Source organism: Microbacterium sp. EG9, from assembly GCF_059759475.1.
On the sequence record NZ_CM186217.1, the window covers coordinates 917,735 to 942,107 of the forward strand.

Consider the following 24,373-nt stretch of genomic DNA (forward strand, 5'->3'; position numbering starts at 1 on the left):
GCCCTCTTACGCGACACGCCGGAGTCGAGCGTCGAGCGTCCCGCGTGTCGCGTCGGGGCCCGTGCAGTTCGGGCTTCGGCGATGCGGCCATCGTGCCGTCGCGCTCCGACACCGGCGGATGCCGCGGCATCGGCGACGGGGCTGTGACCGCGCGCGCCGGTCGGGCTAGGCTCGGTGGGGATGACTGACACCCAGCTGGTCCCCGCCCTGCAGCTCGCGGGCCTCGTCAAGCGCTTCGGCGACAAGACCGCGGTCGCCGGTGTCGACCTCCTCGTCCCGCCGGGCTCGTTCTACGGACTCGTCGGTCCCAACGGCGCCGGGAAGACGACGACCCTGTCGATGGCGACGGGACTGCTGCGCCCCGATGCCGGGACGGCGTGGGTGCACGGCGTCGATGTGTGGGCCGATCCGGTGCGCGCCAAGGCGATGATCGGAAACCTCGCCGACGGCGTGCGTCTGTTCGACCGCCTGACGGGGGAGCAGCTGCTCACGTACACCGCGATGATGTTCTCGGTGCCCCGGGAGCAGATCGCCGGGCGCGTGTCCGACCTGATCGCGCTCATGGATCTCGGTGAGGCCGCCGGCACGATCGTCGCCGACTACTCGGCCGGCATGACAAAGAAGGTGGCGCTGGCCTGCGCGCTCGTGCACGCCCCGCGCCTGCTCGTGCTGGACGAGCCGTTCGAGTCGGTCGACCCGGTGTCGGCCGCCAACATCGAGGACGTCCTGCGCTCGTACACGTCCTCGGGCGGCACGATCATCGTCTCGAGCCACTCGATGGACCTCGTGCAGCGCATGTGCGACCACGTCGCGATCATCGCGACCGGCCGCGTCCTCGCCGCCGGCACGGTCGACGAGGTGCGCGCGGGCGAGAGCCTGCAGGACCGCTTCCTGTCGCTGGTCGGCGGCCGCCACACCTCGGAGGGCCCGCAGTGGTTGCGACAGTCCTGAGGCTGCGCTATCGCATCCTCGGCAACACGCTCGCCCGCCGGCCGTGGCAGCTCGTCGGCTTCTGCTTCGGCATCCTCTGGGCGCTCGGCATCCTGGGGTCGGTGATCACGGGCCTCGTCGCGATCGCGGTCTTCCAGAGCCTCGACGTCGCCCGCGCGGTGGCCGTGGCCGGCGGCTCCGCGCTGCTGTTGGGCTGGGTGCTCGGCCCGGTGCTGGTCACCGGCATGGACACGACGGTGGATGCCGACAAGCTCGCCCCCTTCCCGCTCACCACCCGCCAGGTCATGCTCGCCCTCGCGGCCACCGGACTCACCGGCATCCCGGGCATCGCGACCTCCATCGCCGCGCTCGCGACGGTCGCGCTCTGGGTGCGCTGGCCCCTCGCGGCCCTCGTCGCGGTGCCGTGCATCGCGCTCGCCGTGCTGACGTGCGTCGTGGCCTCGCGCCTCGTCTCCGCGCTGTCGACCGGGCTCGGCGGCAACCGGCGCGGCCGCGAGCTCGTCGGCACCGTCGTGCTGGTGCTGCTGATCATGTCCGGGCCGATCATCACGGGGACGCTGGCGCTGCTGGGCTCGGCGCGCGACCTCGGCGAGCAGGTGCGGCAGATCGCCGGCGTGCTCTCGTGGACCCCGATCGGGGCCACCTGGGCGGTCCCCGGCGACGTGGCGGCCGGTGCGTGGGGGAGCGCGGCGCTGAAGCTGCTGATCGCCCTCGCGACGCTCGGAGTGCTCTGGATGCTGTGGGCGCGTGCGCTGCACGGCGCGACGACGGCGCCGCGACAGCGCGCCGCCAAGGTCGCCCGCTCCGGTGCCCTGGGCCTGTTCGGTCGGATGCCGACCGGTGGCGTCGGCGCGACCTGGGCCCGCTCCCTCACGGCGTGGCTGCGCGATCCCCGCTACCTGCGGCAGCTGCTGGTGGTGCCGCTGTTCCCGCTGCTGTTCGCCTTCACCGGCGGCATCGACGGGTTCATGTTCTCGTCGTCGGCGATCCTCGTCGCCTTCGTGCTCTGCCTCGCCGGCTACACCGACGTGTCCTACGACGGCACCGCGTTCGCCTCGGTGCTCGCGACCGGCATCCGCGGCCGCGACGACCGGCTCGGCCGAGCGCTCGGTGCGGCGAGCATCGGCATCCCGCTCGTGGTCCTCGTCGCGGTCGTCACCACCGCGGTCGGCGGTCGCTCGGCGGAGCTCCCTGCGATCCTCGGCGCCGCGCTCGGGCTGCTCCTCGGCGGGTACGGCGTCAGCGCGGTCTCGTCGGCGCTGATCGTCAGCCCCGTCGCCGCGCCCGGAGACAGCCCCTTCAAGAGCGTGCCGGGGCAGACCTTCCTCACGGGTCTGCTCGTCTTCGTCGTGATGGGGGCGTGCCTCGTGCTCGGTGCCCCGGCGATCGCGTTCGCCATCGCGGGTCTCGTCACGGGTGCACCGCTGTGGGGCTGGGTGGCGCTCGCCGTCGGCATCGGCGTCGGCGGGGGAGCGGCGGCGCTGGGCGTGTGGCTCGGCGGCCGCGCGCTCGATCGCAGCGGACCGGATCTGCTGCAGCGCATCAAGGCGTTCCCGACGACATGACCGAGATCCTCGTCCTCGGCGGCACCGGGTGGCTGTCGGGCCGGATCGCTCGGCGGTGGCGGGATGCCGGCGCCGCCGTGACCTGTCTCGCGCGCGGAGGCCGGCCCGTGCCGGACGGCACGCGGCTGGTCGTCGGCGACCGCGACTCCGCCTCCGCTTACGAGAGCCTCGTCGACCGCGAGTGGGACGAGGTCGTCGACATCTCCTCCACGGCCGCCCACGTGCGCGCGGCCGTCGACGCCCTGGGCGGTCGCGCCCGGCACTGGACCTACGTGTCGAGCGTGTCGGCGTACGCGGACGACGACGTGGTGGGCGCCGACGAGACCGCGCCGCTCGCGCCGCCCGCCGGACCGGGCGAGGAAGGCGACTACCGGCGGGAGAAGTCGGCCGCCGAGGCCGCGGTCCGCGCCGCGTGCGGCCACCGTGCCGCCGTGGTACGACCCGGGCTCATCGTCGGACCGGGCGATCCGACCGACCGCTTCGGCTACTGGGTCGCGCGATTCGCGGCCGCGGGAGCCGAGCCGGTGCTCGTGCCCGACGTGCCGGCGGCGCCGGTGCAGGTGATCGACGTCGACGACCTCGCGAGCTTCGTCGTCGCCCTGGGCGGTGCGCGGTTCACGGGCGCCGTCAACGCCGTCGACGACGCCCTGCCGCTGGACACGGTGCTGGCGGCCGCCCGCGCGACGGCGGGACACACGGGGGAGGTGGTCGCGGCATCCCCCGACTGGCTGGTCGCCCAGGGGGTGGCCCACTGGGCGGGGGAGCGCTCGCTGCCGCTGTGGCTGCCGGAGGGCATGCCCGGGTTCGCGACGCGATCGAACGCGGTCTTCCGTCTGCTCGGCGGGCGGCTCACGCCGCTCGGCGCGACGCTGGAGCGTGTGCTCGCCGACGAGCGCGCCCGCGGACTCGATCGCCCGCGCCGGGCCGGCCTCACCCGCGCCGACGAGCGCGCGCTGCTGGCCGCCCGCGCGGGCGGCTGAGGCCGATTTGCGACGCACCCCGTCCGCGCGATACGGTCGCCGCATGCATCCGGCCGCTCCTCTCACCGTCACCACGGTGCGACGCGCGCGCCGACGCCAGGCCGGCCGCCGACTCTAGGCGACCCCGCGAGCTCCCTGTCGCCGTGACGGGTCGAGCCGCCGGTGTCGCCGTTTCGAGCCCACCGTCTGCAGACCACAGTCACAATAAGGTTGAACAATGACCCTTTCGGTCGCCGTCTCCGGCGCTTCCGGCTATGCGGGCGGCGAGATCCTGCGCCTGCTCGCCGCTCATCCCGACATCCGCATCACGACCGTCACCGCGCACAGCAACGCGGGTGACGCGCTCATCCAGCACCAGCCGCACCTGCGCTCCCTCGCGCACCTGACGCTCCAGCCGACCACGCCCGACGTGCTCGCCGGCCATGACGTCGTCTTCCTCGCGCTCCCGCACGGCCAGTCCGGCCAGTACACCGACGCGCTCGCCGACACGCCCCTCGTGATCGATGCCGGCGCCGACCACCGGTTGACCTCCCCGGCGGCCTGGGACGCGTTCTACGGCGGCGCCTTCCACGAGCCGTGGACCTACGGCGTGCCCGAGCTCCTCGTCGGGGCGGGCGGCGCCAAGCAGCGCGACGCTCTCGTCGGCGCCTCGCGCATCGCGGCCCCCGGCTGCAACGCCTCGACCGTCGCCCTCAGCCTCGCCCCCGGTGTCGCCGCGGGCGTCATCGACCCGTCGGACATCGTCAGCGTCCTCGCCGTCGGCCCGTCCGGGGCCGGCAAGAGCCTGAAGACCACCCTGCTCGCGTCCGAGATCCTCGGCTCCGCCAACCCGTATGCCGTCGGCGGCACGCACCGCCACATCCCGGAGATCCAGCAGGCGCTCGCCGCTGCGGCGCCCGCCGCCGCTGACGTGCGCATCTCATTCACGCCGGTGCTGGTGCCGATGGCCCGCGGCATCCTGGCGACCTCCACGGCGCCGATCGTCGACGGGGCGACGGATGCCGAGATCCGCGCCGCGTGGGAGGACGCCTACGGGTCGGAGACGTTCGTGCAGCTCCTTCCCGAGGGACAGTTCCCCCGGACGGCGGACGTCCTCGGCGCCAACACGGCGCTCGTCGGACTCGCGATCGACCGCCCCGCCGGCCGCGTCGTCGTCGTGACAGCGGTCGACAACCTCGTCAAGGGCACCGCGGGTGCCGCCATCCAGTCGATGAACATCGCCCTCGGCCTTCCCGAGGCCGCGGGCCTGACCGTGAACGGAGTGGCACCGTGAGCGTCACCGCCCCCGCAGGATTCGCCGCCGCCGGCGTCGTCGCCGGCCTCAAATCGACCGGCAAGCCCGACGTCGCCGTCGTCGTCAACCGCGGCCCGCTCAAGGTCGGTGCCGCCGTGTTCACCAGCAACCGCGCCAAGGCGAACCCGATCCTGTGGTCGCAGCAGGCCATCCAGGACGCGACGGTCGAGGCCGTCGTGCTGAACTCCGGCGGCGCCAACTGCTTCACCGGCGCGTTCGGCTTCCAGACGACGCACCAGACGGCCGAGAAGGCCGCGGATCTGCTGGACGTGAGCCCCGGCGATGTGCTCGTCTGCTCCACCGGGCTGATCGGCACCGGCGACGAGGTCTTTCGCGCGAAGGTGCTCGCCGGCACCGAGGCGGCGATCGCGGCGCTGTCGGACGACGGCGGCGACGACGCGGCGCGCGCGATCATGACCACCGACACCGTGCCCAAGACCAGCGTGTTCGAGGGGGACGGGTGGAGCATCGGCGCCATGGCGAAGGGCGCGGGCATGCTCGCCCCGGGCCTGGCGACGATGCTCGTCGTCCTCACGACCGATGCGGTGCTCGCCGCCGCCGACGCCGACGCGCACCTGCGTGCGGCGACGCGCGTGAGCTTCGACCGACTCGACTCGGACGGCTGCATGTCCACCAACGACCAGGTCACCCTCCTGGCCAGCGGCGCCAGCGGCGTGACGCCCGATGCCGCCGCCTTCCGCGCGGCGCTCATCGAGGTCTGCACGAGCCTCGCGGTCCAGCTGCAGGCGGACGCCGAGGGCGCGAGCCACGACATCACGATCCGGGTCGTGGGCGCGGCATCCGAGGACGACGCCGTCGAGGTCGGCCGCTCGGTCGCCCGCAACAACCTCTTCAAGGCCGCGATCTTCGGAAACGACCCCAACTGGGGCCGGGTCCTCGCCGCGATCGGCACGACGCAGGCGGCCTTCGACCCCTACCTGGTCGACGTGAGCTTCAACGGCGTGCGGCTGTGCAGCGCGGGTGCCCCCGACCGCCCGCGCGAGGAGGTCGACCTCACCCCGCGCGCGACGGACGTGCTCATCGACCTCAAAGCGGGAGAGGCTGCGGCGACCATCTTCACCAACGACCTGACGCACGACTACGTCCACGAGAACAGCGCGTACAGCTCATGACCGAGAAGATCCAGCACACGACGCCCGAGGAGGCCGCCGAGAAGGCCGCCGTCCTCATCGAGTCGCTGCCCTGGCTGCAGCGCTTCCGCGACCAGATCATCGTCATCAAGTACGGCGGCAACGCCATGGTCTCCGAGGAGCTGCAGGACGCGTTCGCGCAGGACATCGCCTACCTCCGTTTCGTGGGCGTGAAGCCCGTCGTCGTGCACGGCGGCGGTCCGCAGATCTCGCAGATGCTCGACCGCCTCGCGATCCCGAGCGAGTTCAAGGGCGGGTACCGGGTCACCTCCACCGAGGCGATGAGCGTCGTGCGGATGGTGCTCACCGGGCAGGTGAACCCGCAGCTGGTGGCGCGCATCAACGCCTACGGTCCGTTCGCGGCGGGGCTCTCGGGCGAGGATGCCGGACTGTTCCACGGCCGCCGCCGCGGTGTCGTGATCGACGGCACCGAGCACGACCTCGGCGCGGTCGGCGACGTCGTGCGCGTCGACCCGCAGCCGGTGCTCGACCAGCTCGCCGCCGGCCGCATCCCCGTGGTGTCCTCGATCGCGCCGGATCTCGACCACCCCGGGCAGTCGCTCAACGTCAACGCGGATGCCGCGGCCGCCGCCCTCGCCGTCGCGCTCGGTGCCGCGAAACTGGTCGTGCTGACCGACGTGGCGGGACTCTACGCCGACTGGCCGAATCGCGACTCGCTCGTCTCGCATCTGACGGCCGACGAGCTGCGCGCGATGCTGCCGCGCCTGGAGTCGGGGATGATCCCGAAGATGCAGGCGTGCCTCGACGCGGTCGACGGCGGCGTCGACACGGCGGCGATCATCGACGGACGCCAGCCCCATTCGGTGCTGGTGGAGATCTTCACGGAACAGGGAATCGGAACAGAGGTGGTGGCGCAGTGAGCGGCGTGCAGGAGCAGACGACGGCAGCGACGATGTGGCAGGAGGATGCCGGGCGCGATCTCGTCCGCAACGCCGGCGACCGGATGGCCCTCTTCGTCCGCGGTGAGGGCTCGTCGCTGTGGGACGCCGACGGCCGCCGCTACCTCGACTTCCTCGGCGGCATCGCCGTGACCTCGCTCGGTCACGCCCACCCCGTCTTCGTGGATGCCGTCGCGCGCCAGGCCGCGACCCTCTCGCACGTGTCGAACTTCTTCGCGACGCCGCCGCAGCTGGCGCTCGCCGCCGAGCTCAAGCGCCTCACCGGCGCGGGCGCCGCCGGACGCGTCTACTTCGCCAACTCGGGAGCCGAGGCGAACGAGGCGGCCTTCAAGCTCGCGCGCCTCCACGGAGCGGCGGGCGGGGCGGCGGACGGTGCGCGCGCGCCGCGCCCCCGCATCCTCGCGCTGAAGGACGCCTTCCACGGCCGCACGATGGGCACCCTCGCCCTCACCGGCAAGCCCTACATGCAGGCGCCGTTCCTGCCGATGGTCCCCGGCGTCGAGTTCCTCGACTCCACGGTGGAGGCCCTCGAGGCCGCGATGGGCGACGACGTCGCCGCGCTGTTCGTCGAGCCCATCAAGGGCGAGGCCGGGGTCGTCCCGCTGCCGGAGGGCTACCTCGCGGCGGCGCGGGAGATCACGGCGCGACACGGTGCGCTGCTGATCATCGACGAGATCCAGACCGGTGCCGGACGCACCGGAGCCTGGTTCGCGTTCCAGCACGAGGGGATCGTCCCCGACGCCATCACCGTCGCCAAGGGCATCGGCGGCGGCTTCCCGATCGGTGCGCTCATCACGTTCGGCGCGGCGAGCGACCTCTTCTACCCGGGCACGCACGGCTCGACCTTCGGGGGCAATCCGCTCGCGACCGCGACGTCGCTCGCCGTGCTCGGCGAGATCGAGCGTGCGGGCCTGGTCGAGAACGCGGCCGTCCGCGGCGTGCAGCTGCGCGCGGCGATCGAGTCCCTCGCCTCGCCGCTGATCGACGGATGCCGCGGACGCGGACTGCTGCTGGGCGTGGCCCTGCGCCACCCCGTCGCCGGCGCCGTCGTCGCGGCCGCCCAGCAGCACGGGCTCATCGTCAACGCCGCCAACGACAGCACCGTGCGCATCGCGCCGGCTCTCACCATCGGCGACGTGGAGATCGACGAGTTCGTCGACCTCTTCGCGCGCGCCCTCAGCACCGTCGCCGACGCTCTCGTGCTCGACGACACCGAAACCCCCACCTCGACCCCGGAGGCCTCCGCATGACCCGCCATCTGCTCCGCGACGACGACCTCAGCCCGGCCGAGCAGGCCGAGATCCTCGACCTCGCGGTCTCGCTCAAGAAGGACCGCTGGAAGCTGAAGCCCCTCGAGGGGCCGCAGACCGTCGCGGTCATCTTCGACAAAAGCTCCACCCGCACGCGCGTCTCGTTCGCGGTCGGCATCGCCGACCTCGGCGGCTCGCCGCTGGTGATCTCGACGGCGAACAGCCAGCTCGGCGGCAAGGAGACCCCCTCCGACACCGCGCGCGTGCTGGAGCGGCAGGTCGCCGCGATCGTCTGGCGCACCTACGCGCAGGCGGGGCTCGAGGAGATGGCGCGCGGCACCACCGTGCCGGTCATCAACGCGCTCAGCGACGACTTCCACCCCTGTCAGCTGCTCGCCGACCTGCTGACGATCCGCGAGCACAAGGGCGAGCTGAAGGGGCTGACGCTCACGTTCTTCGGCGACGGCACCTCCAACATGGGCCACTCCTACGTGCTGGCGGGCGTGACGGCGGGGATGCACGTGCGCGTCGCCTCGCCCGCCGCCTACGCCCCGCGTGCCGATGTCGTCGCCGACGCCGAGCGCATCGCGGCGACCACCGGCGGCTCGGTCACCCTCTTCACCGACCCCGAGGCCGCGGCCGCGGGAGCGGACGTCGTCGTCACCGACACGTGGGTGTCGATGGGCAAGGAGGAGGAGAAGATCCAGCGCGTCCACGACCTCGGCGGCTACAAGGTGACGCAGCACACGATGTCGCTGGCCGATCCCGCGGCGATCTTCATCCACTGCCTGCCCGCCGATCGCGGCTACGAGGTGGATGCCGACGTGATCGACGGCCCGCAGAGCGTCGTCTGGGACGAGGCCGAGAACCGCCTGCACGCCCAGAAGGCGCTGCTGGTCTGGCTGCTGCGTCAGCAGTGACCGGGGCGCGCGGCGAAGACCCGAGACGATGACGACCGCCCCCGCGCACCGGGACCGCCGCCTGGGCGGGTCCGGGCGCCTGGCGGGAGTCGATCTCGCGCGCGGCCTGGCGGTGCTCGGCATGTTCGCCGCCCATCTGCTGTTCATCGACGCGTTCGACCCGTGGCAGCCGTCGACGTGGGTCGATGTCGTCAACGGGCGCTCGTCGATCCTGTTCGCGACCGTGGCGGGCATCTCGATCGCCTTGATGACGGCGACCCCGGGCACGGCCGGCACGCGTCCGGCATCCGGTGCCGCGCTCTCGGTGGCACGGCGCCGCCTCGCGGTGCGCGCCGCGATCATCTGGGCCATCGGCATGCTCCTGAACGCGACCGGGGTCCCCGTCTACGTGATCCTGCAGGCCTACGGCATCCTGTTCCTGCTGGCGCTGCCGCTGGTGGGCCTGTCGGCGCGGACGCTGTGGACGATCGCGGCCGCCATCGCGCTGGTCGCGCCGTGGGTGCTGCCGGTGTTCGACGGCGCGCTGGCCGCGGCCGGCCCGGTCGGCGGCGATCTCGTGCTGCTGCTCGGCTGGCACTACCCGTTCCCGCTCTGGGCCGCGTTCATGATCGCGGGCATCGCGGCGGCGCGGTCCGACCTGCGCGCGAACCGCACGGTCGTGGCCCTCGTCGCGGTCGGGGTCGGCTGCGCGGTCGCGGCGGGCGCGGCATCCGCCGTGGCGTCGTTCCCGGCCGATTCGTACCTCGGGCTCGTGCTCTCCGACGCGGCGCACTCCGGAGGGCTCCTCGAAGCCGTCGGGTCGGGCGGCTTCGCGCTCGCCGTGATCGGGCTCTGCCTGCTCGTCTGCCGTCTGCCGGTCGCGTCGTCCGTTCTGCTGCCGATCCGTGCGGTCGGCTCGATGCCCCTGACGGCATACGTGGGGCAGATCCTCGTCTGGGCGGCGTGGGCATCCCTCGCGCTCGGCGATGTCGGGGACCTCTCGGGTTTCCGCGCCCTCCAGCCGTTCTGGCCGTTCGTCGTCGTCACCGTGGTGTTCTGCACCGCGTGGGCGCTGCTGCTCGGCCGCGGCCCGCTGGAGCGCGCCCTCGCGCTGGCGACGCGTCTCGCGGTCCCCGCCTGACCCTTCATCCGTCCCCTCACGTCGCTTCGGATGCCGCGACACGACCACTCGGGACGGACGAACCCGCTCCGCGACGCAGGGCGTCGCGGATGCGCGCGTACGCAGGATCTTCCGCCGCATCCGGCTGCTCTCGTGCGCCGTCGGCGACGCATCGTCGGCGTCGCGATCCGCCGCGGAGCGGCGCATCCGCACGCCGCGGAACGGAGCGTCCAGATCCCGTGCGCGCAGGCGCCGCACCGTGACCCCGGCATCCCGGGCGGCGCGCACCGCGAAGGCGTCCGGCAGGGTCTGCGGCAACGGCGACGGCTCGCGGCTCATGCCTGCGAGCGTGCCCGCCCACCCCACCCGCGCCCTCCCTCCCCGCCCCCCTCCGTGGACGCCCTCCGCCGCACCCGCGCGGGGGAGGAGGCGGCGCCGCTCGCTCATCCGTCCCGTGTGGTCGTCTCGGATGCCGAGACGCGACCGCACGGGACGGATGAAGGGGTGCGGCGGGCGGCGACGCGGCGCTCGGTAGGCTGGTGCGGTGAGCGAAACGACACCGCACGGCACGAACGACGGCGCCCTCTGGGGGGCGCGCTTCGCCTCCGGACCCTCGCCGGAGCTGGCGGCGCTCAGCCGCTCGACCCACTTCGACTGGGTGCTCGCGCCCTACGACCTCGCCGGCTCGCACGCGCACGCCGCCGCGCTCGCCGCGGCGGGCTACCTGACGAGCGACGAGGAGGCCCGCATGCACGCCGGTCTCGACGCCCTCGCCGCCGCCGTGCAGGACGGCACCCTGGTCGCGCAGCCCGGCGACGAGGACGTCCACGGCGCCCTCGAGGCCGCGCTCATCGCGGAGATCGGCCCCGCGCTCGGCGGCAAGCTGCGCGCCGGTCGCAGCCGCAACGACCAGATCGCGACGCTGGTGCGGCTCTATCTGCTCGACCACGCGCGCGTCATCGCCCGCGATCTGCTGCGCGTGATCGACGCGATCGTCGCGCAGGCGGACGCGCACCCCGACGCGATCATGCCCGGTCGCACGCACCTGCAGCACGCGCAGCCGATCCTGCTCGCGCACCATCTGCAGGCCCACGGCTGGCCGCTCGTGCGCGACCTCGAGCGCCTGCGCGACTGGTCGGCGCGTGCCGCCGTCTCGCCCTACGGCGGGGGAGCGCTCGCCGGCGCGACGCTCGGTCTCGACCCGCAGCTGGTGGCCGATCGGCTGGGGCTCGACCGGCCCGCCGAGAACTCCCTCGACGGCACGAGCGCGCGCGACGTCGTCGCCGAGTTCGCCTTCATCGCCGCGATGATCGCGGTCGACATCTCGCGTTTCGCCGAGGACGTCATCATCTGGAACACCCGCGAGTTCGGTTTCGTCACCCTCGACGACGGCTACTCCACGGGCTCGAGCATCATGCCGCAGAAGAAGAACCCCGACATCGCCGAGCTCGCGCGCGGCAAAGCGGGCCGGCTCATCGGCAACCTGTCCGGACTGCTCGCGACGCTGAAGGCGCTGCCGCTGGCCTACAACCGCGATCTGCAGGAGGACAAGGAGCCCGTCTTCGATTCGGTGCTCACGCTCGAGACCGTGCTCCCCGCCTTCGCCGGGATGATCGCCACGCTGCGCTTCGACACGGAGCGGATGGCGGCGCTCGCGCCGGCCGGCTTCTCCCTCGCCACGGATGTCGCGGAGTGGCTCGTGAAGCAGGGCGTGCCGTTCCGCGACGCCCACGAGATCTCCGGCGCCCTCGTGCGGGCGTGCGAAGACCGGGGCATCGGCCTCGAGGATGCCGACGACGCGCTCCTCGCCGAGGTGTCGCCGCAGCTGACACCGGCGGTGCGTCAGGTGCTCTCGATCGAAGGGTCGGTCTCCAGCCGGACGGGGGCCGGCGGCACCGCCGGGGTGCGGGTGGCGGAGCAGCGCGCCGAGCTCGTGGCGCGGGCGCAGAGCGCGGCGCATACGCTGATCGATCCGAAATAGCAGCCAGAGCCTGATAATTCAGGAATATCAGCTATAAGCTGGTCTCATGAGCGTCGCCGTCATCGCCGACATCGTCGGATCGCGCACCCTCCCCGACCGGGCGGGTGCGCAACGCGCGCTCGAAGACGCCGTGGCGCGGGTCGAGGACGATCTCCCGCTCGCCGAGCGCGCCCTGCGTCCCACGGTCGGCGACGAGCTGCAGGGCGTCTATCCGTCGTTGGAGGCCGCGATGGCCGCCCTGCTCATGCTCCGGCTGGCCCTGCCGGACGGCATCGACTGCCGGTTCGGCATCGGCGTCGGCGCGCTCGGCGAGGTCCCCTCCCGCGTCGGCGCGCTCGCCGAAGGCCCCGGCTGGTGGGCGGCGCGGGAGGCGATCGACGTCATCCACGCCAAGCAGGCGCGGACGATCCCCGGCGCGCGCACGTGGATCGCCGCCGACGCCGATGTCGCCGACCCCGGCATCCGGGTCGCGAACGCCTACCTCCTGGCCCGCGATCGCATCGTCAGCGAGATGACCGCGCGCGCCCGACGCCTGACCTACGGCCGGCTGCGCGGAGCGACGCAGGCCGAGCTCGCATCGACCGAGGGGATCACCCAGTCGGCCGTCTCGCAGGCCCTCGGCTCCGCCGGCGCCGCGGCGCTGATCGAGGGGTTCCGCCAGCTGATCGAGGCCGCGGACGTCGAACCGGGCAGCTGAGTCACCAGATCGCGAGCCACACGACGCCGGCCACGGCGCACGCCCAGAGCAGGCTCGCCAGCGTGCCGACGATGAACCGCTCGCGCGCGGCGGGGGTCGCGAGCTCGGTGAAGCGGCCGACGCCCTTCACCGCGACGACCACCGCGACCGCACCGGGAAAGCCCGCCACGATCCCGAGGGCGGTGCACGCCCGCTCGAGGTAGCCGATCGTCGTGCCGCCGCGGAGGATCTCCTCCTCGCGCGGAGGGCCGCCCGCGCTCTCGGCCATCATCTCGACGAGGATGCCGCCGCGCGGTCCCACCGAGGTGCGTCCGCCGTCCGCGATCCCCAGCACCCAGCGGGTGAACGGGTCGCCGCCGACCACCGCCAGCGCGACGCCGGGAAGGGCCAGCAGCACGCCGAAGACGACCGGGACCGTGAACGGGAGGATGCTGAGGACGACCAGGGCCACCGCCACGATCGCCGCCGCGGCCGCCAGCATCGCGCCGCGCGGGCGGCGGAGGGAGAGCGTGACGAGCACGAGGGCGGCGCAGAGTGCGGCGAAGACGGCGATCACGACGATCGTCGTGACGATCGCGTCGGTCTGCGGGTCCATGCCCGTCAGTCTCGCACGCGCCTCCGACCCGGCGACGTCGGCGGGCCCGGGCCCCGGCATCCGGCGCTGATAGCCTGGGTCGCGTGTCTGAAACCGCCTTCGTGAGTGCCTCCGCGCCCGCGCGCGCACTGGCCCCCGCCAACGATCCGTCGTTCGAGAACGTCTGGGACGAGATCGTCTGGCGCGGACTCGTGCACGTGTCCACCGACCAGACCGCTCTGCGCGATCTGCTGGGCGGCGAGCCGATCACGTACTACTGCGGTTTCGACCCGACGGCGCCCAGCCTGCACCTCGGCAACCTCGTGCAGCTGCTGCTCATGCGCCGTCTGCAGCTCGCCGGGCACCGTCCCCTGGGCCTCGTCGGAGGCTCGACCGGACTGATCGGCGACCCGCGCCCGACCGCCGAGCGCACCCTCAACACCAAGGACACGGTCGCCGAGTGGGTCGCCGCGCTGCGCGCGCAGGTCGAGCGGTTCCTCAGCTTCGAGGGCGACAACGCCGCGCGCATGGTGAACAACCTCGACTGGACCGCGCCGATGAGCGCGATCGACTTCCTCCGCGAGATCGGCAAGCACTACCGCGTCGGCACGATGCTCAAGAAGGATGCCGTCGCGGCCCGCCTGAACTCCGAAGCCGGCATCAGCTACACCGAGTTCAGCTACCAGATCCTGCAGGGGATGGACTACCTCGAGCTGCACCGCCAGTACGGGTGCGTGCTGCAGACCGGCGGATCCGACCAGTGGGGCAACCTCACGAGCGGCGCCGACCTCATCCACCGCGTCGAGGGCACCTCCGTGCACGCGATCGGCACCCCGCTGATCACGAACAGCGACGGCACGAAGTTCGGCAAGAGCGAGGGCAACGCCATCTGGCTGGATGCCGCGATGTGCAGCCCGTACCGCATGTACCAGTTCTGGTTGAACACCGACGATGCGGACGTCGTCGAGCGCCTCAAGATCTTCACGTTCCTCACCCGCGCCGAGATCGAGCAGTACGCCGACCTCGTCGCGGCGGAGCCGTTCCGTCGCGCGGCGCAGAAGCGTCTCGCCCTCGAGGTGACCACGACGGTGCACGGCCCGGAGGCCGCGGCCGCCGTGATCGCGGCATCCGAGGCGCTGTTCGGAGCGGGGGATCTGTCCGCGCTCGACGCGGCGACGCTGCGCACCGCGCTGGAGGAGCTGCCGCACGCCGCCATCGCCGCCGGGACGACGGTCGTGCAGGCGCTCGTGGAGACGGGCCTGTGCACGAGCCTCAGCGAGGCGCGCCGTTCCGTCGCCCAGGGCGGGGTCAGCCTCGACGGGGTCAAGATCGACGACGAGTCCACGGCGATCACGGGCACGCTGCCGGGTGGAGTCGCGGTGCTGCGCCGCGGCAAGAAGACCCTCGCCGGGCTCTTCGTCGCGCCCGCGGTCTGATCCGGTTCGCCGCCGAACGCCGGGAGTCGCATGCCGTTCACCGTCTCGCACGCCGTGGTGGCGCTGCCGTTCGTGCGCACGCCGCTGCTGCCCGCGGCGATCGCGATCGGGGCGATGACGCCCGACCTCCCGCTGTTCGTCCGCGGGACGCCGGTGTCGTACCAGCTGACGCACACGAACCTCGCCGTGTCCACCCTCATCGCCGCCGGACTGACCGTGCTGTGGTACCTCCTGCTGCGTCCCGCCGTCCGGGCGCTGTCGCCGACCTGGCTCGCCGCGCGGCTGCCGGCGGAGTGGGACCGTGTCGGCATCCCCGCGTGGTGGAGACGCCGGCCCGCGTGGGTCTCGGCACTGCTGGCCGCGCTCTCGCTGCTGCTGGGCGTCGCCTCCCACATCGCGTGGGACGCGTTCACGCACGAGGGGCGATGGGGGACGGCCCTGTTCCCCGCCCTCGACGAGCGCTGGGGGCCTCTGCTCGGCCTCAAGTGGCTGCAGTACGGCTCGAGCGCGTTCGGTCTGATCGTGCTGGCCGTCGCCGCGTTCCTCTGGCTGCGCCGTCGTCCGCCGTCCACCCCGGCCACCGGCATCCCCGCGGCCGTCCGCTGGTCGTGGTGGCTGTCGCTGCCGCTCGTCCTGGTGTGCGCCTGGGCGATCGGCGTCGTCGTCCACGGTCCGTTCACGCCCGCGTGGACCGTGCAGCACCTGGCCTACCGGGTGCTGCCGCCGGCGTGCGCCGTGTGGGGCGCCGCGACGCTCGTCCTGTGCATCGCCATCGCGGTGCGCCGGCGCCGTGCGGCGTGACGGCGAGCCCGCGACCGCGGTAATGTGAACGTGCACATCGAAGGCGAGGGCACCGTGTCGGCTGGCGAGGAGAAGGCGCGTAGCGCGAGCATCCGCGACGTCGCGCGTGCCGCCGACGTGTCGTACCAGACCGTCTCCAGAGTGCTCAACGGGCACCCCTCGATCCGGCCGGAGACCAAGCAGCGCGTGCTCGACGCGATGGCCGATCTGAAGTACCGGCCCAACCAGGCCGCGCGCGCCCTCGTCACGAGCCGATCGCAGACGCTGGGCGTCGTGCTGGGCTCGCGCGGGGAGTACGGCCCGTCGTCGAGTCTCGCCGCGCTCGAGGATGCGGCCCGCGAACGCGGCTACTGGGTGAACTCCGCCTATCTGCGCGACACGCGTCCGGAGACCATCGCCGCCGCCGTCGAGCACCTGCGACGCCAATCGGTCGAGGGCATCATCGTGCACGCGCCGCAAGTGCGGGTGTTCGACGTGCTCGCCGAGCTCGACGTGGACATCCCCTACCTCGGACTGCACAGCGCCGAGCGCGGGATCGCCGAGCTCGCCGACGACCAGGTGCGGGGGGCCCGCCTCGCGACCGAGCACCTCATCGGCCTCGGCCATGCCGAGATCGTGCATCTGGCCGGCCCTCAGGACTGGATCGAGGCGGAGAGCCGGATGCAAGGCTACCTGCACGCGCTCTCCGACGCCGATCTGCCGACGCGACCTCCCATCCTCGGCGACTGGACGGCGGACTTCGGCTATCACGCCGCCGTGGAGCTGTCGCGGCGGCTCGACTTCACCGCCGTCTTCGCGGCGAACGACGCCATGGCGCTGGGCATGATCCACGGCTTCCGCGACGTGGGCGTCGACGTTCCACGTCAGGTGAGCGTCGTGGGCTTCGACGACATCCCGCTCGCCGCCCACGGGTGGCCGCCGCTCACGACGGTGCACCAGCAGTTCGCGGGGCTGGGGGAGCGCGCCATGATCGCGCTGCTGCGCGCGATCGGCGCGCCGGACGTCGCGGTGGATGCCGTTGACGGCATGAATCTGGAGCCGTCCCTCGTCGTCCGCGAGTCGTGCGCGGCGCCGATCTCCGCCCGAAGATGACGCTTCGATAACGGCGGATTCGGGCGATTGACAACGTCGCTCGGAGGGTGCACGATGTTCAAGCGATGTGAACGGTCACATTGACGCTCGATCAAAGAAGAACGACAACCGACGACGAGGAGGTCGCGCACGATGGCGGATGCAGTGCCGATCCTGGAGATGCGCTCCATCACGAAGGAGTTCCCGGGGGTGAAGGCCCTCAGCGACGTCTCGATCACGGTCGCGGCCGGCGAGGTCCACGCGATCTGCGGCGAGAACGGCGCGGGCAAGTCGACGCTCATGAAGGTGCTGTCGGGGGTCTACCCCTACGGCACCTACAGCGGCGACATCTGGTACCGCGGGGAGGTCGTGCAGTTCCGCGACATCCGTGCCAGCGAGAACGCCGGTATCGCGATCATCCATCAAGAGCTCGCGCTGATCCCCGAGCTGTCGATCACGGAGAACATCTTCCTGGGCAACGAGATCGGCCGCGGCGGCGTCATCGACTGGGCCCAGGCGCGGCTGCGCGCCGTGGACCTGCTCGCTCGCGTCGGCCTGCGCGACGACCCCGACACGCAGATCAAGCACCTCGGCGTCGGCAAGCAGCAGCTCGTCGAGATCGCGAAGGCCCTCGCCAAGGACGTCAAGCTCCTGATCCTGGACGAGCCGACGGCGGCCCTGAACGAGGACGACTCCCAGCACCTGCTGGATCTGATCCTCTCCCTCAAGGGGAAGGGCATCACCTCGATCATCATCAGCCACAAGCTCAACGAGATCGAGCAGATCGCCGACTCGATCACCATCATCCGCGACGGGCGCACGATCGAGACCCTGGACGTCGCCTCCGGCACCGTCGACGAGGACCGCATCATCCGCGGGATGGTGGGGCGCTCGCTGGAGAGCCGCTTCCCCGACCGCACGCCGCACATCGGCGAGGTGTTCTTCGAGGTGCGCGACTGGACGGTGCGCCACCCGCAGATCCCCGAGCGGCTGGTCGCCAAGCACTCGAACCTCCACGTCCGCCGCGGCGAGATCGTCGGCATCGCGGGCCTCATGGGCGCCGGCCGCACCGAGCTCGCGATGAGCCTGTTCGGCCGCTCGTACGGCGTGTACGAGTCGGGCCAGATCCTCATCGACGGCAAGGAGGTCGTGATCAAGGACGTGCAGTCCGCGATCGATCACGGCATGGCCTACGTGAGCGAGGACCGGAAGGTCCTCGGGCTGAACCTCCTCGACACGATCAAGCGCTCCATCGTCGCGGCGAAGCTGTCCAAGATCGCGCGCAACGGCGTCATCGATCCGTACGCCGAGAACGACATCGCCGACGACTACCGCAAGAAGCTCAGGATCAAGACCCCGAGCGTCGACGTCGGCGTCTCGAAGCTGTCCGGCGGCAACCAGCAGAAGGTCGTGCTGGCGAAGTGGATGTTCACCGACCCGGAGCTGCTCATCCTCGACGAGCCGACACGCGGCATCGACGTCGGGGCCAAGTACGAGATCTACACGATCGTCCAGCAGCTGGCCGCACAGGGCAAGGGCGTGATCCTCATCTCCAGCGAGCTGCCCGAGCTGCTCGGCATCTCCGACCGCATCTACACGATCTTCGAGGGCCAGATCACGGATGATCTGCCCGTCGCCGAAGCAACCCCCGAGAACCTCATGCGCAGCATGACCTCCGCACGACAGAAGGCACAACGATGAGCACCGAGACGGTACCCACCAAGAGCTCAGGCGGTTTCTCCGACCTGAAGAAGATGTTCGGGGGGAGCACGTCCTCCCTCCGACAGTTCGGCATCCTGGCGTCGCTGATCGCCATCATCCTGATCTTCCAGATCTGGACCGGCGGCACGACCCTCTCGCCGCAGAACCTCATCAACGTCGTCAGCCAGCAGTCCTACATCCTGATCCTCGCGATCGGCATGGTGATGGTCATCATCATGGGCCACATCGACCTGTCGGTCGGCTCGGTCGCCGCCTTCGTCGGGATCATCGTCGCCAAGTCGATGAACGAGTGGAACACCCCGTGGCCGCTCGCCATCGCGATCGGCCTCGTCGTCGGCGCGCTCGTCGGCGCCTGGCAGGGGTTCTGGGTGGCGTACGTGGGCGTGCCCGCCTTCATCGTGACCCTCGCCGGCATGCTCATCTTCCGCGGCGGCAACCAGTGGATCGGGCAGTCGACGACGACCCCCGTGCCGCCGGAGTACAGCTACATCGGCTCGGGCTACCTCCCGGAGCTGCCCATCGCGGTCGACTTCAACGTGCTCACGATGCTCCTGGGGCTCATCGGCGTGGCCTGGATCGTCTACAACGAGTGGCGCCTGCGCCGGCAGCAGGCCAAGATCGGCGCCGAGTCCGCCCCCGTGTGGGTGTCGGTGGTCAAGGTGGTCATCCTCTCCGCCGCGATCCTCTGGGCCGCGTGGCTGTTCGCGACCGGCCGCCCCGGCACGAGCTTCCCGATCTCGGGCGTCATCCTGCTGGTGCTCGTGGTCATCTACTCCTTCGTCACCAACCGCACCGTGTTCGGCCGCCACATCTACGCCGTCGGCGGCAACCGCCTCGCGGCCGCGCTGTCGGGCGTGAAGGACCGTCGCGTCGACTTCTTCGTGATGATGAACATGTCGGTGCTCGCGGCGATCGCCGGCATGATCTACGTCGGTCGCGCCACGGCATCCGGCCCCCAGGACGGCAACGGCTGGGAGCTGGACGCGATCGCGGCCGTCTTCATCGGCGGCGCCGCGGTGTCGGGCGGCATCGGCACGGTGATCGGCTCGATCATCGGCGGCCTGGTCATGGCCTTCCTCAACAACGGGCTCCAGCTCATCGGCGCCGGCGCCGACTCGGTGTCGATCACGAAGGGCCTCGTCCTTCTGCTCGCCGTCGCCGTCGACGTCATCAGCAAGCGTCGCGGCGGCCCGTCCATCATCGGTCTGCTCATGCGCCGTCGCGACCGGAGCACCGAGCTGATCACAGACGTCCCCGCCGTCATACCGACGTCGGGCACGAACGAGTCGAGCCAGCCGGCCGACCTCCCCAAGGTGTAGGTCCGGGACCGACTCGCCTCACCCTCACCAGAGAAAGTGATGAATCAATGAAGAGAATCGCTCTTGCGGCAGCCACGGTGGCCGCCGTCACGGCACTCGCGCTCACCGGCTGCTCGAGCTCCGGGCGCGGCGGCGACGCGACCGCATCGGCGGGCGCGGCGGCGGGCTTCGCCGCGGACGCCACGATCGGCATCGCCCTGCCCGACAAGACGTCGGAGAACTGGGTGCTCGCCGGCGGTCTGTTCGAGGACGGTCTGAAGGCGGCCGGCTTCAAGGCGGACGTGCAGTACGCCCCGGCATCCAACACGGTCGCCGAGCAGCAGAACCAGATCTCGGCCATGATCACCAACGGCGCCAAGGTCATCGTCATCGGCGCCAAGGACGGCAAGCAGCTCGGCACGCAGCTGCAGCAGGCGGCGGATGCCGGTGTCACGGTGATCGCCTACGACCGCCTCATCGAGAACACGCCGAACGTGAACTACTACGTCGCGTTCGACAACTTCAAGGTCGGCGAGCTGCAGGGCCAGGCCCTGCTCGACGGCCTCGAGAAGCGCTCGGGCCACGGTGCGCCGTGGAACGTGGAGCTGTTCTCCGGCTCGCCCGACGACGCCAACTCGGCGGTCTTCTTCAACGGCGCCATGAAGGTGCTGCAGCCGAAGATCGACGACGGCACCCTCAAGGTCGTGTCGGGTCAGACCGACATCCAGCAGACGGCCACGCAGGGCTGGAAGGCCGAGAACGCACAGAGCCGGATGGACTCGCTGCTCGCCGCCAACTACACGTCGGCGACGATCGACGGCGTCCTGTCGCCGAACGACACGCTGGCGCGCGCCATCATCACCTCGGTGAAGCAGGCCGGCAAGAACATCTCGCAGTTCACCGTGACCGGTCAGGACTCCGAGGCCGAGTCGGTCAAGTCGATCATGGCGGGCGAGCAGTACTCGACCATCAACAAGGACACCTCGCTGCTGGTCGCCCAGACCATCAAGATGATCCAGTCGCTCCAGAAGGGCGAGGCGCCGGAGGTCAACGACACCACCCAGTACGACAACGGTGTCAAGGTCGTCCCGGCGTACCTGCTGCCGCCGGTCATCGTCACCAAGGAGAACGCGGCCGAGGCCTACGCCAACAGCCCGAAGCTCCTCGAGATCGTCAAGGCCGCCCAGTAAGCGACCCTGCCTCTCACGACGGCCCTCGCTCTGCGGAGCGGGGGCCGTCGCCGTTCAGCGCGGCAGCCAGGCGGGAGCGTCGCCGCCCCATTCGCGCGGCGCGGCGAAGCGCGGGGGAGCGCCCGCGTAGGCGATCGCGGGAGCCGCCGTCACGACGCTCCGGCCCCCCACCGTGAAGCGCTGCAGATGGCGATCGGGGTCGGGGACGGGGGCCAGATCGTCCACACCCGGTCGTGCGCGCGGCATCCCCAGGAGCTCGGCGGCGATGCGCCGCAGCGATGTCTCGACGAGCCAGCTCCCGCCCTCCGCGCGCCGGCGGCGCAGCGTCGCCATCGTGTGGGCGGCCAGCAGGTAGCCCGCGGTGTGATCCAGTGCCTGCGCCGGGAGGGCTCCGGGAACGTCGGCCGTCGTGGACTCGATCCACGAGATTCCCGATGCCGCCTGGACGAGACTGTCGAAACCCCGCCCTCCGCTCTCGCCCCAGGCGCTCAGCCGTACGACCACGACACCCGGCCGCAGTGCGGCCAGTGCGTCGGGCGACAGGTCCAGGCGCGTGAGCGCGGCCGGACGATAGCCCAGCACGATCGCGTCGGCATCCGCGGCGAGGCGCCGGAACACCGCGCGATCGGCGGGACGGTCCAGGTCGAGGAGGGTGCTCCTCTTGCCGTGGCCCGTGTCGAGGTGCTGGGCGGCCGGCTCGGGCAGACGGGGGGAGTCGATGCGGAGGACGTCGGCGCCCAGGAGTGCCAGGGTGCGCGTCGCCACCGGGCCGGCGATGACGCGGGTCAGATCCAGCACGCGGATGCCGCGCAGCGGCGCATCGGCGGGCGACGCGCGCCCGGGGCGCGGGGCCGCCTCCCCGATGCGTGTCACCGACACCGCGGGGGAGGCGCGCAGGCGCTCGTCGGTGGCGTGCTGCGCCGGGACGACGGCGACGCACAGCCCGCCCGCGGCCGTGATCGACGCCTCCGCGTGCGCCGTGGAGAGCGTCGCCAGCCGCTCCCGCACCCGCTCGGCATCATCCGCGGCGGCGGAGGCCTCGGCCGCGCCCGCCGCGTCGATCCCGAGGGCGGAGCGCAGCGCGCGGGCGTGGTGGGGATAGTTCGCGTGCGTGCGCACCCAGCCGTCCCGCGTGCGGAAGAAGCCCGACAGCGGGGCGAACGCGGTGATCGGTGCGTCGTCCAGACGCATCCACCGCTCGCTCGTGTACGCGACCGTCACGGCAGCCGGATCCGGGTCGACCGGCGCCGCGCCCGCCCATCTGGCGGCTTCGTCGCCCGCGGCGCGGACGGCCGCGCGGGCGAGGCGGCCGACGGGGAGACTCGCGTGGAGCGGACGGGTGTCCATGTGGGGGAGCCTACGACCCGCGACGCCGCAGGACGGCGGCGCGGAGGGCGCGACACGCCCGAGATGCAGCCCAGATTTGCCCGATGTCGGCACGCCGCGTAAGTTATTACTTGTTCGCCCCACAGGGAAGAGCGAAGGGCCGGAAGGCCTCGCCCCCTCAAGCGGAGAACCACCCCCATCCCAAACCTCTCGGTAGAGAGAACAGGACTTCTGGTCTAGGATGGGAATCCTCCCTCCTCGAGATCGTCGCAGACGGATCGTGGGAGTGAGTGCGGCAGACGCGAGAGCGACTCTGCCGCCGCAGCGAGTCCTGCGTGGATGCTCCTTCGGGATGTGTCCGTGCCGAGCTCGTCGCACACGTGAAGTTGCCCCGTGAAGAGAGCCGAGAGGCTGGAACACGGGAGCATCCGATCCTTGAGAACTCAACAGCGTGCACTTGTCAAATGCCAAATAACCTCGTCTCAGCTTCGGCTGGGTGAGATTCCTTTGGATCAAGTCCAGCCTCTTTTGGGGTTGGCGTATGGATTGTCAGTAATGGCATCCTTTTGGTCAGTTTCGAACTCGCTGCATCGTCGTTTTCCCGGTGGTGTATGCATTTTTTCTTTTTGGAGAGTTTGATCCTGGCTCAGGATGAACGCTGGCGGCGTGCTTAACACATGCAAGTCGAACGGTGAAGCCCAGCTTGCTGGGTGGATCAGTGGCGAACGGGTGAGTAACACGTGAGCAATCTGCCCCTGACTCTGGGATAAGCGCTGGAAACGGCGTCTAATACTGGATACGAGCTGCGATCGCATGGTCAGTAGCTGGAAAGATTTTTTGGTCAGGGATGAGCTCGCGGCCTATCAGCTTGTTGGTGAGGTAATGGCTCACCAAGGCGTCGACGGGTAGCCGGCCTGAGAGGGTGACCGGCCACACTGGGACTGAGACACGGCCCAGACTCCTACGGGAGGCAGCAGTGGGGAATATTGCACAATGGGCGCAAGCCTGATGCAGCAACGCCGCGTGAGGGATGACGGCCTTCGGGTTGTAAACCTCTTTTAGCAGGGAAGAAGCGAAAGTGACGGTACCTGCAGAAAAAGCGCCGGCTAACTACGTGCCAGCAGCCGCGGTAATACGTAGGGCGCAAGCGTTATCCGGAATTATTGGGCGTAAAGAGCTCGTAGGCGGTTTGTCGCGTCTGCTGTGAAATCCCGAGGCTCAACCTCGGGTCTGCAGTGGGTACGGGCAGACTAGAGTGCGGTAGGGGAGATTGGAATTCCTGGTGTAGCGGTGGAATGCGCAGATATCAGGAGGAACACCGATGGCGAAGGCAGATCTCTGGGCCGTAACTGACGCTGAGGAGCGAAAGGGTGGGGAGCAAACAGGCTTAGATACCCTGGTAGTCCACCCCGTAAACGTTGGGAACTAGTTGTGGGGTCCATTCCACGGATTCCGTGACGCAGCTAACGCATTAAGTTCCCCGCCTGGGGAGTACGGCCGCAAGGCTAAAACTCAAAGGAATTGACGGGGACCCGCACAAGCGGCGGAGCATGCGGATTAATTCGATGCAACGCGAAGAACCTTACCAAGGCTTGACATACACCAGAACACCGTAGAAATACGGGACTCTTTGGACACTGGTGAACAGGTGGTGCATGGTTGTCGTCAGCTCGTGTCGTGAGATGTTGGGTTAAGTCCCGCAACGAGCGCAACCCTCGTTCTATGTTGCCAGCACGTAATGGTGGGAACTCATGGGATACTGCCGGGGTCAACTCGGAGGAAGGTGGGGATGACGTCAAATCATCATGCCCCTTATGTCTTGGGCTTCACGCATGCTACAATGGCCGGTACAAAGGGCTGCAATACCGTGAGGTGGAGCGAATCCCAAAAAGCCGGTCCCAGTTCGGATTGAGGTCTGCAACTCGACCTCATGAAGTCGGAGTCGCTAGTAATCGCAGATCAGCAACGCTGCGGTGAATACGTTCCCGGGTCTTGTACACACCGCCCGTCAAGTCATGAAAGTCGGTAACACCTGAAGCCGGTGGCCCAACCCTTGTGGAGGGAGCCGTCGAAGGTGGGATCGGTAATTAGGACTAAGTCGTAACAAGGTAGCCGTACCGGAAGGTGCGGCTGGATCACCTCCTTTC

General features: G+C 70.6%; 19 protein-coding genes and 1 rRNA gene. 18 read left to right on the top strand and 2 right to left on the bottom strand.

From position 1 onward, the window contains the following. Positions 1-180: 180 nt before the first annotated feature. The 11 genes from AC6CQV_RS04260 to AC6CQV_RS04310 all read left to right on the top strand — a co-directional run bounded on the left by AC6CQV_RS04260 (position 181) and on the right by AC6CQV_RS04310 (position 12,808). A complete protein-coding gene (locus AC6CQV_RS04260) occupies positions 181-951 on the top strand; it encodes an ABC transporter ATP-binding protein (protein ID WP_060959514.1) in 771 nt (256 codons plus the stop codon). Continuing rightward, positions 933-2,516 (top strand): hypothetical protein, encoded by a 1,584-nt coding sequence (locus AC6CQV_RS04265; RefSeq protein WP_498260364.1) that lies wholly within the window; start codon positions 933-935, stop codon positions 2,514-2,516. The genes AC6CQV_RS04260 and AC6CQV_RS04265 overlap by 19 nt, the downstream gene beginning before the upstream one ends. Then, positions 2,513-3,496 carry an NAD-dependent epimerase/dehydratase family protein gene (locus tag AC6CQV_RS04270; protein WP_498260365.1) on the top strand — a complete coding sequence of 328 codons (984 nt, stop codon included), beginning with the start codon at positions 2,513-2,515 and terminating at the stop codon, positions 3,494-3,496. The genes AC6CQV_RS04265 and AC6CQV_RS04270 overlap by 4 nt, the downstream gene beginning before the upstream one ends. A gap of 217 nt (positions 3,497-3,713) precedes the next feature. Further along, positions 3,714-4,769, top strand: coding sequence for an N-acetyl-gamma-glutamyl-phosphate reductase (argC, locus tag AC6CQV_RS04275; RefSeq protein ID WP_498260366.1), 1,056 nt, complete (start codon positions 3,714-3,716; stop codon positions 4,767-4,769). Further along, positions 4,766-5,923, top strand: a complete 1,158-nt coding sequence (gene argJ / locus AC6CQV_RS04280) for a bifunctional glutamate N-acetyltransferase/amino-acid acetyltransferase ArgJ (RefSeq protein ID WP_498260367.1) — start codon at positions 4,766-4,768, stop codon at positions 5,921-5,923. Before argC ends, argJ begins: the two co-directional genes overlap by 4 nt. Then, on the top strand, positions 5,920-6,822 hold the full coding sequence (gene argB, locus AC6CQV_RS04285; RefSeq protein ID WP_061782147.1) for an acetylglutamate kinase: 903 nt from the start codon (positions 5,920-5,922) through the stop codon (positions 6,820-6,822). The genes argJ and argB overlap by 4 nt, the downstream gene beginning before the upstream one ends. Positions 6,823-6,854: 32 nt before the next feature. After that, positions 6,855-8,111, top strand: coding sequence for an acetylornithine transaminase (locus AC6CQV_RS04290; RefSeq protein ID WP_191009556.1), 1,257 nt, complete (start codon positions 6,855-6,857; stop codon positions 8,109-8,111). Continuing rightward, positions 8,108-9,031 (top strand): ornithine carbamoyltransferase, encoded by a 924-nt coding sequence (gene argF / locus AC6CQV_RS04295; RefSeq protein ID WP_060959520.1) that lies wholly within the window; start codon positions 8,108-8,110, stop codon positions 9,029-9,031. The genes AC6CQV_RS04290 and argF overlap by 4 nt, the downstream gene beginning before the upstream one ends. Positions 9,032-9,059: 28 nt before the next feature. Then, the gene (locus AC6CQV_RS04300) at positions 9,060-10,151 is read left to right on the top strand and encodes a DUF418 domain-containing protein (RefSeq protein WP_498260368.1); all 1,092 of its coding nucleotides are present in this window, start codon (positions 9,060-9,062) and stop codon (positions 10,149-10,151) included. A gap of 523 nt (positions 10,152-10,674) precedes the next feature. Further along, positions 10,675-12,111, top strand: a complete 1,437-nt coding sequence (argH, locus tag AC6CQV_RS04305) for an argininosuccinate lyase (protein ID WP_498260369.1) — start codon at positions 10,675-10,677, stop codon at positions 12,109-12,111. 46 nt (positions 12,112-12,157) lie between these two features. Beyond that, positions 12,158-12,808: a SatD family protein gene (locus AC6CQV_RS04310; RefSeq protein ID WP_498260370.1), complete on the top strand. Its 651-nt coding sequence runs from the start codon at positions 12,158-12,160 to the stop codon at positions 12,806-12,808. A gap of 1 nt (position 12,809) precedes the next feature. Here the strand turns inward: AC6CQV_RS04310 and AC6CQV_RS04315 are convergent, their stop codons facing one another. Next, the gene (locus AC6CQV_RS04315) at positions 12,810-13,403 is read right to left on the bottom strand and encodes a hypothetical protein (RefSeq protein WP_060959524.1); all 594 of its coding nucleotides are present in this window, start codon (positions 13,401-13,403) and stop codon (positions 12,810-12,812) included. A gap of 83 nt (positions 13,404-13,486) precedes the next feature. On the opposite strand from AC6CQV_RS04315, the gene tyrS reads away from it, so the two are divergent. The 6 genes from tyrS to AC6CQV_RS04345 all read left to right on the top strand — a co-directional run bounded on the left by tyrS (position 13,487) and on the right by AC6CQV_RS04345 (position 20,900). Beyond that, on the top strand, positions 13,487-14,818 hold the full coding sequence (tyrS, locus tag AC6CQV_RS04320; RefSeq protein ID WP_498260371.1) for a tyrosine--tRNA ligase: 1,332 nt from the start codon (positions 13,487-13,489) through the stop codon (positions 14,816-14,818). A gap of 30 nt (positions 14,819-14,848) precedes the next feature. Continuing rightward, entirely contained in the window at positions 14,849-15,619 is a 771-nt protein-coding gene (locus AC6CQV_RS04325; RefSeq protein ID WP_061782149.1) for a DUF4184 family protein, read from the top strand. 24 nt (positions 15,620-15,643) lie between these two features. Continuing rightward, on the top strand, positions 15,644-16,711 hold the full coding sequence (locus AC6CQV_RS04330) for a LacI family DNA-binding transcriptional regulator (RefSeq protein ID WP_191008754.1): 1,068 nt from the start codon (positions 15,644-15,646) through the stop codon (positions 16,709-16,711). A 132-nt stretch (positions 16,712-16,843) separates the two neighbouring features. Next, a complete protein-coding gene (gene mmsA, locus AC6CQV_RS04335; RefSeq protein ID WP_061782150.1) occupies positions 16,844-18,391 on the top strand; it encodes a multiple monosaccharide ABC transporter ATP-binding protein in 1,548 nt (515 codons plus the stop codon). Continuing rightward, positions 18,388-19,731: a multiple monosaccharide ABC transporter permease gene (gene mmsB, locus AC6CQV_RS04340; protein ID WP_060959529.1), complete on the top strand. Its 1,344-nt coding sequence runs from the start codon at positions 18,388-18,390 to the stop codon at positions 19,729-19,731. Before mmsA ends, mmsB begins: the two co-directional genes overlap by 4 nt. Positions 19,732-19,778: 47 nt before the next feature. Further along, positions 19,779-20,900 (top strand): substrate-binding domain-containing protein, encoded by a 1,122-nt coding sequence (locus tag AC6CQV_RS04345; RefSeq protein WP_061782151.1) that lies wholly within the window; start codon positions 19,779-19,781, stop codon positions 20,898-20,900. Between the two features lie 54 nt (positions 20,901-20,954). Here the strand turns inward: AC6CQV_RS04345 and AC6CQV_RS04350 are convergent, their stop codons facing one another. Continuing rightward, complete coding sequence (locus AC6CQV_RS04350) at positions 20,955-22,247, bottom strand: CoA transferase (RefSeq protein ID WP_498260372.1); 1,293 nt, start codon at positions 22,245-22,247, stop codon at positions 20,955-20,957. 602 nt (positions 22,248-22,849) lie between these two features. On the opposite strand from AC6CQV_RS04350, the gene AC6CQV_RS04355 reads away from it, so the two are divergent. Continuing rightward, positions 22,850-24,372: ribosomal RNA gene (locus AC6CQV_RS04355) — 16S ribosomal RNA — on the top strand. Position 24,373 lies beyond the last annotated feature (1 nt).